Here is a 15,071-nt window from a genome sequence, read left to right on the forward strand (position 1 = left end):
TGTGTATGTGTGGAATTACAGGCTGGGTAAATTGGAATAAGGATCTTTCCAATGAACATGTTATTTTAGAAAAGATGGCAAATAGTATCCAGCATCGCGGTCCGGATGCTGAAGGATTTTGGTTTTCACCTCGTGCGGCCTTTGCACACCGTCGGTTAATCGTAATTGATCCAGAAGGCGGGACACAACCAAAAACATTTCGTGCTGGTGATTATACGTATGCTCTTACTTATAATGGAGAAATTTATAATTTCCGTGAACTGAGAGAGCAACTTCAACAATGTGGTCATGCATTTGAAACGCATTCAGATACAGAAGTATTACTACATGCTTATTTAGAATGGAAAGAAGATTGCGTACAACATTTAAATGGTATTTTTGCCTTTGCAATATGGGATGATCAAAAGCAACAATTATTTTTAGCACGTGATCATTTAGGCGTAAAGCCACTCTTTTATACAGAAAGAAATGACAGTATTATTTTCGGATCCGAAATAAAAGCGCTATTAGCCCATCCATCTGTCCCTGCTGAAATTGATGCAGATGGCATAAACGAAATATTTGGATTAGGATTATTTCGAACTCCAGGATGTGGCGTCTTTAAACATATTCAAGAAGTACGTGCTGGACATTCTATAACGTTTACACGTGATAAAAAAGTAGTTAAGAAATATTGGAATTTAGAAAGTAAAGTTCATACAGACTCTACTGCAGATACATCATCACATATTTTATCTATTTTACAAGATACAGTAAAAAGACAATTAATTGCTGATGTTCCTCTCGTTTGTATGTTATCAGGCGGATTAGATTCTAGTGGTATTACTGCACTAGCGGGTAAAGAGTTTGCAGCGGAAAATAAAACACTTCATACGTATTCCGTTGACTTTGTAAATAGTGCAAAAGATTTCGAGCTAACATTTGCTCGCACTGGTTTAGACGCTCCTTGGGTAAAACGTGTTTCCGAACATGTAGGGACATCTCATCATGACATTATTGTGAATGCTGAAGAATTAGCAAATCACTTATTCGTCCCTCTCCGTGCAAAAGATTTACCGAGTGCTGGTGAAATGGAAACTTCACTATATTTACTATTTTGCGAAATGAAAAAAGATGCAACTGTAGCTTTATCCGGCGAATCTGCTGATGAAGTATTCGGTGGGTACCCTTGGTTTCATCAAGAGGATTTACTATTTGTCGATAAATTTCCTTGGCTAACAAATTGGAAAAACACTTCCCCTCTTCTACTAAATGAAGTAAATAACCAATGCAACTTAGAAAACTATATTGATACACGCTTCCAAGAAGCGATTCTTGAAGTACCTACTCTTGAAGAGGAAAGTAAAAAAGCCGCGAAACAACGCCAAATGTTTTATTTATTTTTAACGAGATTTCTCCCGTTCTTACTTGATCGTAAAGATCGTATGAGTATGGCTGTAGGCTTTGAAGTTCGTGTACCGTTTTGCGATTATCGATTAGTTGAATATTTATGGAACGTTCCTTTCAATATAAAAAGCATTGATAATATTGAAAAAGGCATTTTACGTAGAGCACTGCAACCTGCTTTACCTGACGATGTACGCAATAGAAGAAAAAGTGCTTATCCAACTTCACAAGATCCACATTATTTACAAACAATCCGTCATTTATCACTCGACTTGTGCAGTAATAAAAACAATCCTATCTTCTCACTTATTAATCATTCCACATTACTTGCCATTGCCGATGAAAGCAATAAAGAAATTAACAATTTTGAAGCAAGAAGTGCTATGGAATACATGCTTCAAGTAAATGAATGGTTAAAAACATATCACATCCATATTGCTTAAAAAAAAAGAGTTCAAGGATAAAAACCTTGAACTCCTTTTATATTAATTAGCGCATCGTTTATTTTCAGTGTCAATGGACCATCCAATAATTGTGGCACAATCTCTACCTTTCCAATGCAGTACATTTGTTAATACCGGCTCAATCTGCAAGCTATTTCCGTCGTGCAATATTTCTACTAAAGATTGATCATCATCAAATTTTCGTTTATCACACTCTAAAATACCGTCCGTTGCCATTACAATGTGATTCATTCCTTTTTCTAATCCTCTGACACCTGATGTAAAGCAAGGTGTATTTGCAGCAAAAATATTTTTCCTACCAATATATTCGTAATTCTTCCGTTTATTTAACCGCCCTTTACCATTCTTCGTTTTTTCAGAATGGAATAAATATGCGAAGCAATCACCAACTGATAGCCAATATAAAAATTCGCCTTTTCGCAAACAAATTAAGCATGCAAGTTCCTCATCATCTTGATCACATTTTTCAATAAACAATTCATCTGTAAATAACGCTAATAAGTACATATGCGTATGATGAAAAGCTAAATGTATCGGGTAAGAAAATAACTCTTTTAGTTTCTCTTTTCTTGCTGAAATTGCTTCTATTATATAATCAATATTTTTTGTTTTGTGGTGTGTATCAAAAATCATAACAAATTCAAATTGTAATTCAGGATCCCACCAAGCAAGTACCGCATCTCCTCGTTCATATGCATCACTCTCTTGATTTCCCCCATATACGCCGACTGAAAGAGGACCACATTTTTCAACATGTATTTCATCTACATACATCTGTTCATGACTCATCCATTTGAATGTATTCACAGCTATCATCCTCTCTCTTGCTAAATGTATACCTTTACACATAGATTACCTTATATTTCAATAAAAATAAACTTTTTCAACATTTTTTATCCAAATAAAAGGATTTTATTTCTATGTTCACGAATATATCTTATTATACGATATAAAAATAGGGGGATTTATCATTATGAAAGACATCAATCAACATTGGGAGAGCATTTATTATCACTTACGATATGAGTATGAGGACAACCTTTCTCACCAAGCCATTCGTATTTTACAACTCATTTCTCGTGAGAAAGATATAACAATTGGAAAAGTCGCTACTGAGCTTAGTCTCTCTCATAACACAGCATCAGAACACGTAAAGCGCCTTATTCAAAAAGGATTTATCATGAAAGAAAGAAACAAACAAGATGAAAGGGTCGTAAACCTTACTTTAACGAAAGAAGGCATTGAAATATTAGAAAAGCATACTTTACTAGATAAAGAAAAGATAAAAATATTAGAATCACAGTTATCAAAAGAAGAACAACAATTAATTGAAAAAGCCTTTTCGTTATTAGCGAAGGAGGCAAAATATGCATTTCCTCGTTAAAGTAATCGTTTCTGCACTTATTATTGGCGTTATTACTGAAGTCGCTAAACATTATAGTACGATAGGTGGCTTTATTGCTGCCCTTCCTCTCGTTAGTTTACTGAGCCTATTTTGGATTTCTTTAGAAGGCGGGAACAAACAAGAATTAAGTCAATTTGCTATAGGCGTATTATATGGATTTCCTGCATCCGCACTACTACTATTTATCGTCTATATTGGTCTAAAAAACTCATTTTCACTTAGTACATCTGTCCTGTTTGGTATAGGTGTTTGGTGTATCGTTTTTGCTTCTCAAAAATTATTTCAAGCTTAGTTAGGAGGGTTTATTATTTATAAATTTGTAGAGGTATTGGAGCAAACTATAGAAGTATATACAAAAGGAAGTAGTAAACAAACGGTAGTTATTCAGACCGGAATGGGTTGCTCATTTTATGATTGGCTCCCTATTATAGAAAAACTTTCACAACATTTTACAGTCATTTCATACCATCGCCCAGGTTACGGAAAAAGTGAACTAGGAAATTATTCGCGTACTACAAGACAAACGACAAACGAACTTCATATGTTACTACATGAACTTGCTATTCACGAGCCTATCATTTTAATCGGTCATTCCTATGGAGGCTTATGTGCACAACATTTTGCGATGTTACATGAAGATAAGCTGCAAGCACTTATTTTAGTTGATTCTACTTCTATGAACTTACACCGATTAGATGAACTGCATTTACCAATTTCTGATCAAACGGATTCGGATGATATGTGGCTTCAAAAATATAATACATACTCCAAAATGGATATAGATATGCTTAATAATGAACTAAAACCTATACTCGTTGATCAATCAAGACAGTACATTGAATTTTCTACCTCCCCTCTATTATATAAAGCGACAGCTTCCGAACTATGTGAGTGGAAAAATTGTGCTCGCTCAATAAAAGAGCTATATAAAACATTAAAAGTACCGTTAATCGTTATCGGTAGAGACCCTCAATATTCTATTACTCAGTTGACTGAGGGTGGCATGCCAAAAGAGGAAGCGACACAACTTGAATCAATGTGGCAAGAACTGATTCATGAACAATTACACCTCTCAATAAATAGCCAATATATACTTGCCGAACATGCTGGTCACGGAATTGAAAATACTCGACCAGATATTATTATTGAAGCTGTTCAATCTGTATAAATAAAAAAAGGAAGCAACTAACGCTGCTTCCTTACTTATCTATTCATAATCTTCTTCATCATCGATTTCTTCATAATACGAATTCCCATTACTTACATATATAGGGCCATTCGCAACGTCAATACGTAATACCCATGCCCATGGCACAGCTAAACGCTTATGTATTGCTCGCCAAAAGCTCATTGATTTTCTTTCGTACTCCTGGAACTCCTGAAGTAACTCTTTGTAGGAGGAACCGTCTAACTGAATATTTGCTTCTAGCAAACGAGAATGGGCATAGTACTGCAGCTCTAGTTCAGCAGCAATTTCCATTTCTTCTTCCGTTGCCATACCAATAATTGCTCCATCTGCTGGTACAATTTCAAATACGTTCTGAACTTCAATAAGCCCTTCTTTCTCTTTCTCAAACATGTAAACAGCCTCCTTTAACACATATTTTTTATGTTACAAAGTCATACTTCTACAATAACTTCTCCCTTTCCTCTTTTTTTGATAAACTTTTACAAATTATTTATCTGATAATCTGTAGACTGTATTCTTTCAGCAGAACTGAAACAATTATTATCAAAAGTTAATTTATACACGTCAGGCATATGAAGGGTTTTCCAAAACTGAAAATCATATTTCGAATCAAAATAATTCATTAGTAATACCATAATATTCCCATGAGTACCTATTACAATATTCTTACCTTTATATTTTTTTAATATACTTTGCATACATATTACAGCACGTCTTTGCGCTACATCATTTGATTCTCCGCCTTCGTATGCAAAAGTCCAGTCTTCCCATACCTTCTGAAGAGCATCATTAAAATCCTGTACTGGTTCTTTACTTAATAGCCTTTCCCGTAAATCTTCTTCCAGTTGTATTGATAAATTATATGTATTCGCAATTCCTTGCACAGTTTGCATTGCCCTTTTGTACGGACTAGAAATCACAACATCAATATGTTTATCTTTTAATAAGCGTGTTACATGCTGCGTATCTAACAAACCTTTTTCAGATAAAGGCCTTTCCCGTTCTTCTTTTGTATATGTAGAGTTGGCATGGCGAACAAAATATATTGTCGTCATTCATTCATCCCCCTTTTCTGTTTCTATCCAAATTCAATACATTACCATCAAATCCCTTTACCTTTATAATAAGTGCTGTCAAATTTGAATGTTGATTTTCATATTAATAAAAGGGAAACACCTCTATGGTATTTCCCTCATTTAAAATAGACTACATTCAATTAAATACTTTATCAATTTTATTTCTGTCGTATTCTAATATCCAATCATTATATGTATGATAAATATCTCTAATTGTATTAAGAGAGGTAGCTAATACATCACAACCCCTATCATCATAAACGTGAAATATAGTATTCTTGTTAATATTTATGAAATACACCCTATGAAAAATACGCGGTTTTATTCCCATATCTTGATTACAAATTGCTTTTAGCATAGGAATGTATTTCAAGTCTGAAACTTTACATTTCAAAGTATATCTATGAGTTTTATATACCCCGTCTTCATCGTCTTCTGGAAAAATATAAGGGATTGTATTTTTCTGTAACTTAAACAAATCGGACTTCTCTTTTACATACTTAGAAAAGATATTCAATTTGTATTTGAAAATTTCACCGTCTGCATAGTCATTTACATCCACTACGATATAAATATCACCTTCTGTTGCATGTAAAGACTGAAATAAAGTAATCGCTCTATTATAAACGCCTTCTAAATATGAGCAGTTTTCATAAATGTTATTGCAATCATAGTTCACACCTAATCTAAAGCGAATACCAATATCCCCATTATAAAATAGAGGTGGTCTAAGTTCTAAATTTGGAAACGTTTCAAGCATATACTCATTCAACCTCATCTCAACACCTACCTTTAATAGCACCTTGTTTACATAATAAAATTATTCTATTATAATTTATTTTTGAATTCCTCACTTGTTATAATGTCTCGAATAAAATAATCTACATTATTTCTCAGCTTTTGATATGCAACTTGATCTTCTATATCGTTAAACATAATGACAACTTCTACTTTATTCCCTTTCTTATCTGTAGTATACAAGCTTTTTGTCAATACGAATGCGGTAGAACCACCTTTTTGACCAGCATATTCGAACTTACTATTTTTAACTGTTCCTTTGAAAATGTTCTCGATTTCTTCTTGCATTGATTTTGGAAAATAATTTCTACTATTTATTTTTCCCATTATACTCATATAATCTTTAGCGTTTGCACTCACTAATCGATCTGACCAAATTCGCTGAAATTCCATATCTACCTTTAATGGAATATCCCGTTTTTTCCATTCTTCTTCATCTTTCATCCATTCATGAATTTGTAACACATGTTTATTATACTCATCCTTTGACATGTTACGTATCATTTCTAATGATTGATTTTTTGGCTCATGAAGCTCTTTTTCTACATACCCTCTCATATATAGTGAAGCAGTATACGAAGAGAATTTGTCATGACTAGTAAGCTCTAATTCTTTTATACTTTCATTTACCCTTTCTATTCCAAGCTTATCTAACAAATATGTTGTATTTGCATTAGAGCTATAATGAATCATCCCTTTAGAGACTTCTTCTAAAGCGATTTGTCCATTTTTCACTAATTCTCTCGCTTTGGCATCTTCTAACCAGTCAGGGTGCGCTCCACCGTCAGTGTTTTTAACGTAATATTTATCTAGCTCCTGCAATGAAATTTGTTCATCACGACTTATTTTCCCTTCTGACACTTGCTTAGCAAATTCAACTGCTATTACAATTTTGGCCATACTCGCTAATGGCAATTTTACATCTTCATTTATAGATGTTACTACTTCCCCATTTTTTCTAATTAGTAATGAACATGTTTTATCACCTTTATGCTCTTTTATGTACTGTAATACGTAATCAGGATCTTCTTTTGACAAATAGTACTTCATAATAAAAAAGAAAGCTATAGCGGCTACTATAATAATTCCTGCAACAATTCCTATAATCTTTAATATGTTCACAATATGCCCCCTCTAGAAATTCCCTTCTATTTAATAATTATAACGAATTGAATTACAAAATTAAACAAAACAGAGCAACTCTTCCTAAAATAGAAAGAATTACTCTATTTCACATGATGTTATTTGTCCATTTAACGTAACGATTATATTTGAGTCGTCACTTTCTTGAACGCTATTTAATCGATTTGAGTTAGGGGGACCAATTACAACTGACTCCTTAATTGGCGAAAGGTCCTTTCCTAATTTTTCTGCACTTACACCGTATGCAGCTTGAAATACTTCTGGCGGAGTTAATCTAAGTATGTCTGATCCTTCTGCTGTTTCAAACTGATCGTTATTGAAGAACAAATGTAATTGTACTTCTTCTGTTATCGCTGTAATCCAATGCCACCATCCCATTGGAATAAAGACAGTTTGCCCCGCTTTCACATGATAATTTTGCAATTGATTCGTTTCCGGATTTAAAATGGATGTAACTGCTTCTCCTGATACAACAACATCTAATTCCCACGCATTCGGATGCCAATGTGGTTCCCTCATATGCCCTTTCGTCATAAACAAATCAACAAACGCCCCTCCTATCATCGCTGGTAACTGCGTTGACGTAACTTCATATGCAACGTTTTTCTCATCTCTTTTAAAAAAGACATTTTTTCTCGAATCAAAGAAAAGGTTTGGAGTTCCTGAGCTTTTCTTTAAATTTTTGTTATCTGGAACATAACCTGAACTACTCATTTTATCCCTCTTTTCCACTCCGAACATTTCGACTTTCACACTGTATCGTATGGAAAAAATGTATGAATGTGCCTAAGCATTGATATAACAAAAAAACATGCCTTCATAAGGAGAGCATGTTTTGTGATATTCTTCACATTATTTAGCTAAAAATAAACTTTTTACTTACCATGATGTAACATTAAATCACTAAGTTCTTCTTCAATGTGATTTAATTTCGCAACGCCTTCTTTCCATTTATGAATATAACGTGAAACCCCAACGAAAAATAAAATGATAATTGTGGAAAGAATAATACCATACACGATTGTTACAGTACTCATAGTTACACTTCCTTATAATTAGTAATGTGGTTATTAGTTATATTTTTATTATAAACCTTTTTCTCTTAAAATACTTCGATTTCAACTTTTTGTAACAAAATTGATTTTTCTAATATTTCATTCGTAAAAATGGCATATTTTTCACAAATTATACAAAACTTCACCATATGTACTATTACCATATGAGTTATATTATTTAATAGGAAAAAGGGGATGATATACTATGACGACTTGGTTTATTGTTATGTTAGTTGTATTTGGGGCATTTAAAATTATCGTTTCTAGCCTTCCCAACTCTGTTATTGAATCCATTATTAGCAAGTACGAAACACATCCACAACTTGAAGAAGAGAATTCGACTGTTACAATCAATGGAAATAACTTAGAAGGCGAACAAAAATCCAAAATTATTCATGGTTTTAACGAAGGTTTATTTTTAGATCGCTATTATGCACCACCTCACAATGAGGGCACGCCTTTAATTATCAATGCAAAACGTGGTAAAAAAGATTTTATCTTTTACATTTATAGTCATGAAGAGCATGTTGATGTTGTAAAGCAACATAAAAAGAAAGTAGTTGCTTATAGTTTACGCTCTAAAAACCTTCAAAATAATGATATGTTCGTGTCAGCTGATTTAGCTTAATACTCATATATTAGAAAAAGGAATCCATGACATATGGATTCCTTTTTACTATTCACTGAAAAATAAGCTCTGTCTTCAAACTATCTTTCGGTAACAACCATCCTTTTTGTTCTAAACTCTCCATTAATAATTCTCTTTGTTTTGTTGCAATACTTTCCTCTTTTGTTTTAAACGATACTTCTATTACGAAATCATCTTCTATTTTCCCTGTATTACTTAGTGGCCAAACTTCAATATTCGTTTTAATATTTTCAAATTCAGCTGTATACCTTTTCATTAATACAGGGCCATAAATACGAGAATTTTTGAGCATTTCTTCTCCCCAATTCGTATACAACCATTTGTTCATTTTCCCTGGCAACTTTTCTATTAACATGTTTTGAGCAGCTCGTTCGTTTGGTAAATCAAGTACGCCATACCCTTTAGCACTGTAACTTTTCTTATTTGAAATACTTAACGTTTTCTTCTCAAATCCCCAATCTATTTCTGCCTCATAGTTATCAGTTTTACTATCAAATCCATCCTTTTTAGCCACTTCTAGTGTATCTTGAATTACACCATTTTGAATGGGATATCTTTTTTTATATGTTAGCTCAAAATCTTTACTAAATTCTTTCTTTCGAATTCTCGCAAACCAACCTTCATTACTTAAATTTTTATTTGCCGTATCTAAAAATTGCACTTGTATTCTTTCATAATTTGTACCAGCCTGGAAATATTCTAGTACCTCTTGATTTATCTCTTTGTTATAACCTAATACTTGTTCTGGTTTTAATAATAACTTCACTTCAAAACTAGGTGTCATTGGACTGGCAGCAAACCCTTCCTTAACGTTATAAAGGAAACAACAAAAGAAAATGCTTACGAATACAAATACTTTTTTCATATACCTATCCCCTTTACATTTCAAATGACTTCTATACGTTCCATAGTAAGTGAATGTACATTTTCATACCCTGCCGTGCTAAGCTTTTTCTGTAATCGATCCGTATCCTCTTTCAAAGCGTGTACTAAAACCGTATGTTCTGGTAATAGTGTATTTAACATTGCCTTAACGTCACTTATACTTTGATGAACTTTATAAGGAACTCGCTTCACCCTACATTCCTTATCTACACGTTCTTTCAAAACTTTTTCTGCAAAACTCCCTTTCGCAATATGTCCAGTAAAGATAATGGAATTTCGTTCTTCATGCCGGAGTTGTTCATAATATAACTGCGCTCGCTTCGTTTGCATATTCGCATCACTCATTACAACTATTCCATAACTATTTTGCGTACGGCTGTCATGATCCATAACTATTATATTTCTTTTTAAACTCTCCATAAGCCCTTCAAGTTTTTCATTGTTTTTGATCCAATCTTTATATACGAACATCTGTTGGAATCCATCCAAAATTTCTTGATCTACTACAATGGGAAGTTCTTTATATTTTTCATATAAATACAATACGATGTCTTGTGCCCTACCAAGCGATGGCAATGGTAGTAACGCTATCCCTTTCTTTTGAACAACTCTTTCAATTTCTGCGCACAATTCGTTTACTCGTTCATGTTGCGAAACATCATCAGTATGATAAGCGGCATCTACGATTGCGACTTTTATATCGCCGTGCAACTTCTCAGGTAAATTAGCTCGTAGTATGTTAGACTCTGCTGAGTAATCGCCAGAATAAAATACATATGTTTGACTCATATCCACTAAAAACCAAACACCCCCTAATACATGCCCACTATACCCCCATTGAAAACGCAATGTAGGGGTAATCTGTATCCATTCATTCGGATTGCTAATCTCATCAATATATACATAATTTAAATCTTTAACATTTTGGTCGGTATAAGGTACATGCCATCCTTGCGCCAAATTGTAGTTTCTCCATTTTTCGTAATAAGCAGGAAGTTGCTCCTTCGTATAACGAGTCGTCCAAATTTTTTTCTTATATCCATACTTCGCTAATAAAGGTACGCCCATCGTATGATCTTCATGAATATGTGATAAAAATACTGCATCTAAAAACGGTACAACTTCCCTCTCTATTTTTGGATAACTATCCTCATATGATCGATTAATGCCACAATCAAATACTATTTTCGTCTCTTTATTTTTTACAAAGTAGCAGGAACGACCATATTCCCCCGCTCCTCCCCATACCTCTATCCTCATCATGCTACCCCTTTTCGTTTTTGCTCCATATGTTGCAGAAGTAATAAACATATTGTTGTAAGTCCAACTGAAACGACAGCCATCGCCATTCCAATAGATACTTTTCCTTGTTCAAATTGAGCAAAAATAAATGTTGCTGACGTTTCTACTGATGGAGGTAGTACGAGAAGTGATGCTACTAGCTCTCTTATCGAGATTGTAAATGTCATCGCCCATCCAGCAAGAATGCCCGGGATAATAAGGGGTAATATTATTTTTCTAAAAGTATAAATATAATTTCCAGAAAAAATACTTCCTGCCTGCACAAGAGAATCATCAATTTGCCCGAGCGATGCTTTTACATACTGCACTGTATAAGGTAAAAAAAGAACGACGTACGTTATGATAACCATGACTGGTGTATTATAAATTGACAGGGGCATATAGGGTGAATTCCAAAATAAAATAAGCCCTACAACCATCACGATTCCTGGTACCATATTCGGTAACATACCGCACATATCAAGCCATTTTTCAGAAGAGTTTTTCCCCTTTCGAATCATAAGCGCCAAAAACACTCCAATAGTAGCAGCAATAATCGCTGTTATAAGTGAAAAGAGAAAACTGTTCCATAAAGCTTCTAATCCTGGGGATCCAATTGTAAATAATGCTTCATAATGGCTCGTTGTAAAGTTGTTTAACTGTAAGCCTCCGCCTCTTAATTTTGACAAAGAAGCAATCAGTATAGAGAAATACGGGATTCCAATTGATACGATTAATAAACCAATTACATAGCCCCATGCTACAATACGTGTAAATATAGACAAAGTATATCTTTTAGACTTCACACCTTTTCCACTAACCATTGCATATGAATACTTTCGATTCAATACATTTTGCATATACCAAATGAGCATGCACGCACTAAGTAATAAAGAAGATAATGCTGTTGCACTACTAAAATCAATCGGCCAACTCGAAATAAATTTATGAATCTCTGATGTTAACACATGAAATCCTATTCTTCGTCCGAATGTAGCCGGTGTTCCAAATTCAGCAATCGTCTTTACGAAAATGAGTAAAGCACCCATTACATAACTTGATACTAATAGCGGCAATATTATTTTTCGTAAACGATAGAAAAAGTTTCCACCATGAACCGCTGCAGCCTCTTCTTTACTACTTCCAATTTGAAGTAACGTGTTTTTCAACATAAAGTAAAGAAATGGGAATAAATGCAGACTCATAATTAAAACCATACCTCCTAAACTAAAAAACGAAGATGAAATCGTCTTTAGCATCGGGAAAAACTGTTCGAAATAGCCGTTCGGTTGCATGAACAAAATCCAGCCCATCGATCCAATATACGGCGGAGTCATAAATGGAATCATAAAAATAATATCCAATTTACTATACTTTCCAACATCTGTTTTGCTCATAATGAACGCCAATGGAAATGCAAATACGGTTGCTCCTATTACTACGAGTACACCTAGAAGCATCGAGTTTAGAAAAATACCAGCTAATCCACCACTCTGCATCACTTCAAAAGGCTTTAAAAAATTCCAACTACTATTTTCATATACGCTAGAAAATAAAATGAGGAAAAGCGGAATGACGATTAACATCGCCACAAGTAATAACGCTACCGTCATTCCAACTTGTCTTACTGATACGAATCGATTTACCATGTAATCACCATCTTATTGAAATACTTTCTTAAATTGTTTTCCTATTTCATCTTGTTCTTTCTCAACTGTTTTCCAATCAATATTTAATACCGGAATCTCTTCTACATTCGGTCTATTTTCTGCTTTTATATCTGTTCTGCCTGGTAATAAATACGCTTTAGCAACTTGTTTTTGCACATCATCTGATAATAAATAATCAATAAACTCTTTTGCACCTTCTACATTTTTACTATCCTTCATAATCCCTGCTGCACGTGGACTAATAACTGTTCCGCTTTTTGGATACACAATATCAACCGGTTCACCCTTTGCTTTTGCACTGTACGTCATATAATCAACACCAGCAATGACCATGTCTTTCGCACCTGTTACTACTGGATCTAACGCTTCTTGATTTGCCCCTGCTACTGTAACTTCATTTTTCTTAAGCTGTTCAAATAAATTCCAACCATCTTTTCCATTCTTTTTCACATATCCTGTTACAAAGTCTAAAGCTGAACCTGAAAGTGCTGGATCTGGAAGATTCACTTTTCCTTTCCATTCCGCTTTCGTTATATCACTCCAATCTTCCGGCGCTGTCTTCACATTTTTTGTGTTATACACAATTCCTAACGCTGAAGCACTATATCCGAAATAATTTCCTTTATCGTCCGACCATTCAGAACGAAGCTTATCAGCTTGTTTCGCTTCTTTATAAGCTAACGTTTGCCCATCCTTTTTTAATCCTTCCATCGCTGGTAATGATGCAAGTACGACTACATCAATGACTGGATTTTTCTTTTCAGCTTCCATTCTCGCTAAAATCTTACCTGTTGTTCCTTGAAACATTTCTACTTTTATACCTGTTTTCTTTTCAAAGTCCTTTTGAATCTTTTCTGCTAATCCTTTTGGTCCTGCACTATATACAACAATTTTCTTTTCATTCGTATTTTTACTTTTTGCATCTGCATTACCTGTCTTTGAACTACACCCTGTTACTACAGCAGAAAATAATAACGTACATACAAATAAAGACTTAAGCGAACTGAATCTCTTCATACGATTCTCCCCCTATATGATGAATACATTTTTTTGGCACATATAACGATACTGGTTTACCGATGCTTAATTTACTATTGTGATAAACTGTCCATATTCCAAGTGCACCCATGTTTACTTTCATTTCATACCGTTCTCCTACATATGTAACGTGCTGAATTTCACCTGTATACATTTCGCAAACTTCATTTTTCGTCCAGCTCACATGCTCTGGACGAATCATTTGTTTACCCTCTACAAGCCAATTTGCCTTACCAACAAATTTTGCAACAAATTCATGAGATGGTTTCACATAAATGTCTTCTGGTGTTCCTTTTTGTAATACTTCTCCTTGTTTCATGACAATAATTTGGTCTGACATTGACATCGCTTCTGTTTGATCGTGCGTGACATACAATGCCGTTAAACCAATTGAATGAACGATGTCCATAAGCTCTAATCGCATTTCTTCTCGCAAAATTGCATCGAGTGCACTCAGCGGTTCATCAAACAAAATAAAATGCGGTTTTGTTACAATTGCTCGAGCAAATGCGACACGTTGCTGCTGTCCACCAGAGAGTTCATGCGGGTATCTTTTCTCCATCCCTTGCAAGCGAACTCTCTTTATTGCATCTTCTACTTTTTCCCGCAATTGATTCGTTTGCTTTGTAGCTCTTAAACCAAATGCAACATTTTCAAACACTGTCATATGCGGCCATAAAGCAAAATCTTGAAATACCATACCGATATTACGTTCATGAGGAGATGTTTTTATTTTTTTTGCACCAGAATACATGCACTTATCCCCAAAATATATTTCACCTTTATCTGGCTCTTCAAGTCCTGCAATCATTCTAAGTAAAGTCGTTTTCCCGCATCCCGAAGGTCCTAAAAGTGTGGTGAATTCGCCTTGTTTCATAACAATTTGTAATGGTTTCAACGCCTGTGTTTTTCCAAAGTTCTTTTCTAATCCATGAATTTTAATATCCATCGTATCACCTCTCTCCCCTTACTCTTAACCTGCTTTCATTCTATATGGAAGATTTATACTGAATGTTAATGTACTGTAAAGAT

General features: G+C 34.3%; 18 protein-coding genes. 5 read left to right on the top strand and 13 right to left on the bottom strand.

Annotated elements, in window-relative coordinates; genetic code table 11:
* Positions 1-5 precede the first annotated feature (5 nt).
* Positions 6-1,829, top strand: coding sequence for an asparagine synthase (glutamine-hydrolyzing) (gene asnB / locus QCI46_RS19165; RefSeq protein ID WP_353841173.1), 1,824 nt, complete (start codon positions 6-8; stop codon positions 1,827-1,829).
* Between the two features lie 42 nt (positions 1,830-1,871).
* Here the strand turns inward: asnB and QCI46_RS19170 are convergent, their stop codons facing one another.
* Positions 1,872-2,699, bottom strand: coding sequence for a PP2C family serine/threonine-protein phosphatase (locus QCI46_RS19170; protein WP_327959856.1), 828 nt, complete (start codon positions 2,697-2,699; stop codon positions 1,872-1,874).
* 124 nt (positions 2,700-2,823) lie between these two features.
* Between QCI46_RS19170 and QCI46_RS19175 the strand changes: the two genes are divergently transcribed.
* From QCI46_RS19175 to QCI46_RS19185, 3 genes are read left to right on the top strand one after another with little or no spacing between them, the layout of a single operon-like run.
* Positions 2,824-3,234 (top strand): MarR family winged helix-turn-helix transcriptional regulator, encoded by a 411-nt coding sequence (locus QCI46_RS19175; protein ID WP_088062937.1) that lies wholly within the window; start codon positions 2,824-2,826, stop codon positions 3,232-3,234.
* On the top strand, positions 3,218-3,547 hold the full coding sequence (locus QCI46_RS19180; RefSeq protein WP_353841174.1) for a DUF3147 family protein: 330 nt from the start codon (positions 3,218-3,220) through the stop codon (positions 3,545-3,547). The genes QCI46_RS19175 and QCI46_RS19180 overlap by 17 nt, the downstream gene beginning before the upstream one ends.
* Before the next feature lie 36 nt (positions 3,548-3,583).
* Entirely contained in the window at positions 3,584-4,423 is an 840-nt protein-coding gene (locus QCI46_RS19185) for an alpha/beta fold hydrolase (RefSeq protein WP_353841175.1), read from the top strand.
* Positions 4,424-4,462: 39 nt separating this feature from the next.
* Here the strand turns inward: QCI46_RS19185 and QCI46_RS19190 are convergent, their stop codons facing one another.
* The 7 genes from QCI46_RS19190 to QCI46_RS19220 all read right to left on the bottom strand — a co-directional run bounded on the left by QCI46_RS19190 (position 4,463) and on the right by QCI46_RS19220 (position 8,680).
* Complete coding sequence (locus tag QCI46_RS19190; protein WP_046959012.1) at positions 4,463-4,834, bottom strand: hypothetical protein; 372 nt, start codon at positions 4,832-4,834, stop codon at positions 4,463-4,465.
* 89 nt (positions 4,835-4,923) lie between these two features.
* On the bottom strand, positions 4,924-5,499 hold the full coding sequence (locus QCI46_RS19195; RefSeq protein WP_353841176.1) for a histidine phosphatase family protein: 576 nt from the start codon (positions 5,497-5,499) through the stop codon (positions 4,924-4,926).
* Between the two features lie 157 nt (positions 5,500-5,656).
* Positions 5,657-6,298, bottom strand: coding sequence for a DUF3885 domain-containing protein (locus QCI46_RS19200; RefSeq protein WP_353841177.1), 642 nt, complete (start codon positions 6,296-6,298; stop codon positions 5,657-5,659).
* 50 nt (positions 6,299-6,348) lie between these two features.
* Positions 6,349-7,440 carry a serine hydrolase gene (locus QCI46_RS19205; protein WP_353841178.1) on the bottom strand — a complete coding sequence of 364 codons (1,092 nt, stop codon included), beginning with the start codon at positions 7,438-7,440 and terminating at the stop codon, positions 6,349-6,351.
* A 99-nt stretch (positions 7,441-7,539) separates the two neighbouring features.
* Positions 7,540-8,175, bottom strand: coding sequence for a cupin domain-containing protein (locus tag QCI46_RS19210; RefSeq protein ID WP_353841179.1), 636 nt, complete (start codon positions 8,173-8,175; stop codon positions 7,540-7,542).
* 161 nt (positions 8,176-8,336) lie between these two features.
* On the bottom strand, positions 8,337-8,498 hold the full coding sequence (locus tag QCI46_RS19215) for a hypothetical protein (protein WP_000109005.1): 162 nt from the start codon (positions 8,496-8,498) through the stop codon (positions 8,337-8,339).
* 65 nt (positions 8,499-8,563) lie between these two features.
* Positions 8,564-8,680, bottom strand: coding sequence for a hypothetical protein (locus QCI46_RS19220; RefSeq protein ID WP_002011946.1), 117 nt, complete (start codon positions 8,678-8,680; stop codon positions 8,564-8,566).
* 41 nt (positions 8,681-8,721) lie between these two features.
* Between QCI46_RS19220 and QCI46_RS19225 the strand changes: the two genes are divergently transcribed.
* Positions 8,722-9,144: a YfmQ family protein gene (locus QCI46_RS19225; RefSeq protein ID WP_353841180.1), complete on the top strand. Its 423-nt coding sequence runs from the start codon at positions 8,722-8,724 to the stop codon at positions 9,142-9,144.
* Between the two features lie 52 nt (positions 9,145-9,196).
* Here QCI46_RS19225 and QCI46_RS19230 read toward each other — a convergent pair whose 3' ends face one another.
* From QCI46_RS19230 to QCI46_RS19250, 5 genes are read right to left on the bottom strand one after another with little or no spacing between them, the layout of a single operon-like run.
* The gene (locus QCI46_RS19230) at positions 9,197-10,030 is read right to left on the bottom strand and encodes a hypothetical protein (RefSeq protein ID WP_353841181.1); all 834 of its coding nucleotides are present in this window, start codon (positions 10,028-10,030) and stop codon (positions 9,197-9,199) included.
* Positions 10,031-10,050: 20 nt separating this feature from the next.
* On the bottom strand, positions 10,051-11,313 hold the full coding sequence (locus QCI46_RS19235; protein ID WP_353841182.1) for an MBL fold metallo-hydrolase: 1,263 nt from the start codon (positions 11,311-11,313) through the stop codon (positions 10,051-10,053).
* Positions 11,310-12,980, bottom strand: a complete 1,671-nt coding sequence (locus QCI46_RS19240) for an ABC transporter permease (protein WP_353841183.1) — start codon at positions 12,978-12,980, stop codon at positions 11,310-11,312. Before QCI46_RS19240 ends, QCI46_RS19235 begins: the two co-directional genes overlap by 4 nt.
* Positions 12,981-12,992: 12 nt before the next feature.
* Positions 12,993-14,018, bottom strand: coding sequence for an ABC transporter substrate-binding protein (locus QCI46_RS19245; protein WP_353841184.1), 1,026 nt, complete (start codon positions 14,016-14,018; stop codon positions 12,993-12,995).
* Positions 13,996-14,988, bottom strand: coding sequence for an ABC transporter ATP-binding protein (locus tag QCI46_RS19250; RefSeq protein WP_088062929.1), 993 nt, complete (start codon positions 14,986-14,988; stop codon positions 13,996-13,998). Before QCI46_RS19250 ends, QCI46_RS19245 begins: the two co-directional genes overlap by 23 nt.
* Between the last annotated feature and the right edge of the window lie 83 nt (positions 14,989-15,071).

It is taken from the genome of Bacillus cereus group sp. RP32, assembly GCF_040459735.1.
GTDB classification, from domain to species: domain Bacteria; phylum Bacillota; class Bacilli; order Bacillales; family Bacillaceae_G; genus Bacillus_A; species Bacillus_A wiedmannii.

Bases quoted from the DNA above. Each gene is read 5' to 3' on its own strand.
- QCI46_RS19245 (WP_353841184.1), bottom strand. From the start codon at position 14,018: ATGAAGAGATTCAGTTCGCTTAAGTCTTTATTTGTATGTACGTTATTA.
- QCI46_RS19210 (WP_353841179.1), bottom strand. From the start codon at position 8,175: ATGAGTAGTTCAGGTTATGTTCCAGATAACAAAAATTTAAAGAAAAGC.
- QCI46_RS19170 (WP_327959856.1), bottom strand. From the start codon at position 2,699: ATGTGTAAAGGTATACATTTAGCAAGAGAGAGGATGATAGCTGTGAAT.
- QCI46_RS19175 (WP_088062937.1), top strand. From the start codon at position 2,824: ATGAAAGACATCAATCAACATTGGGAGAGCATTTATTATCACTTACGA.
- QCI46_RS19215 (WP_000109005.1), bottom strand. From the start codon at position 8,498: ATGAGTACTGTAACAATCGTGTATGGTATTATTCTTTCCACAATTATC.
- QCI46_RS19200 (WP_353841177.1), bottom strand. From the start codon at position 6,298: ATGAGGTTGAATGAGTATATGCTTGAAACGTTTCCAAATTTAGAACTT.
- QCI46_RS19230 (WP_353841181.1), bottom strand. From the start codon at position 10,030: ATGAAAAAAGTATTTGTATTCGTAAGCATTTTCTTTTGTTGTTTCCTT.
- QCI46_RS19225 (WP_353841180.1), top strand. From the start codon at position 8,722: ATGACGACTTGGTTTATTGTTATGTTAGTTGTATTTGGGGCATTTAAA.
- QCI46_RS19220 (WP_002011946.1), bottom strand. From the start codon at position 8,680: ATGGTAATAGTACATATGGTGAAGTTTTGTATAATTTGTGAAAAATAT.
- QCI46_RS19195 (WP_353841176.1), bottom strand. From the start codon at position 5,499: ATGACGACAATATATTTTGTTCGCCATGCCAACTCTACATATACAAAA.
- QCI46_RS19180 (WP_353841174.1), top strand. From the start codon at position 3,218: ATGCATTTCCTCGTTAAAGTAATCGTTTCTGCACTTATTATTGGCGTT.
- QCI46_RS19190 (WP_046959012.1), bottom strand. From the start codon at position 4,834: ATGTTTGAGAAAGAGAAAGAAGGGCTTATTGAAGTTCAGAACGTATTT.
- QCI46_RS19250 (WP_088062929.1), bottom strand. From the start codon at position 14,988: ATGGATATTAAAATTCATGGATTAGAAAAGAACTTTGGAAAAACACAG.
- QCI46_RS19240 (WP_353841183.1), bottom strand. From the start codon at position 12,980: ATGGTAAATCGATTCGTATCAGTAAGACAAGTTGGAATGACGGTAGCG.
- asnB (WP_353841173.1), top strand. From the start codon at position 6: ATGTGTGGAATTACAGGCTGGGTAAATTGGAATAAGGATCTTTCCAAT.
- QCI46_RS19235 (WP_353841182.1), bottom strand. From the start codon at position 11,313: ATGATGAGGATAGAGGTATGGGGAGGAGCGGGGGAATATGGTCGTTCC.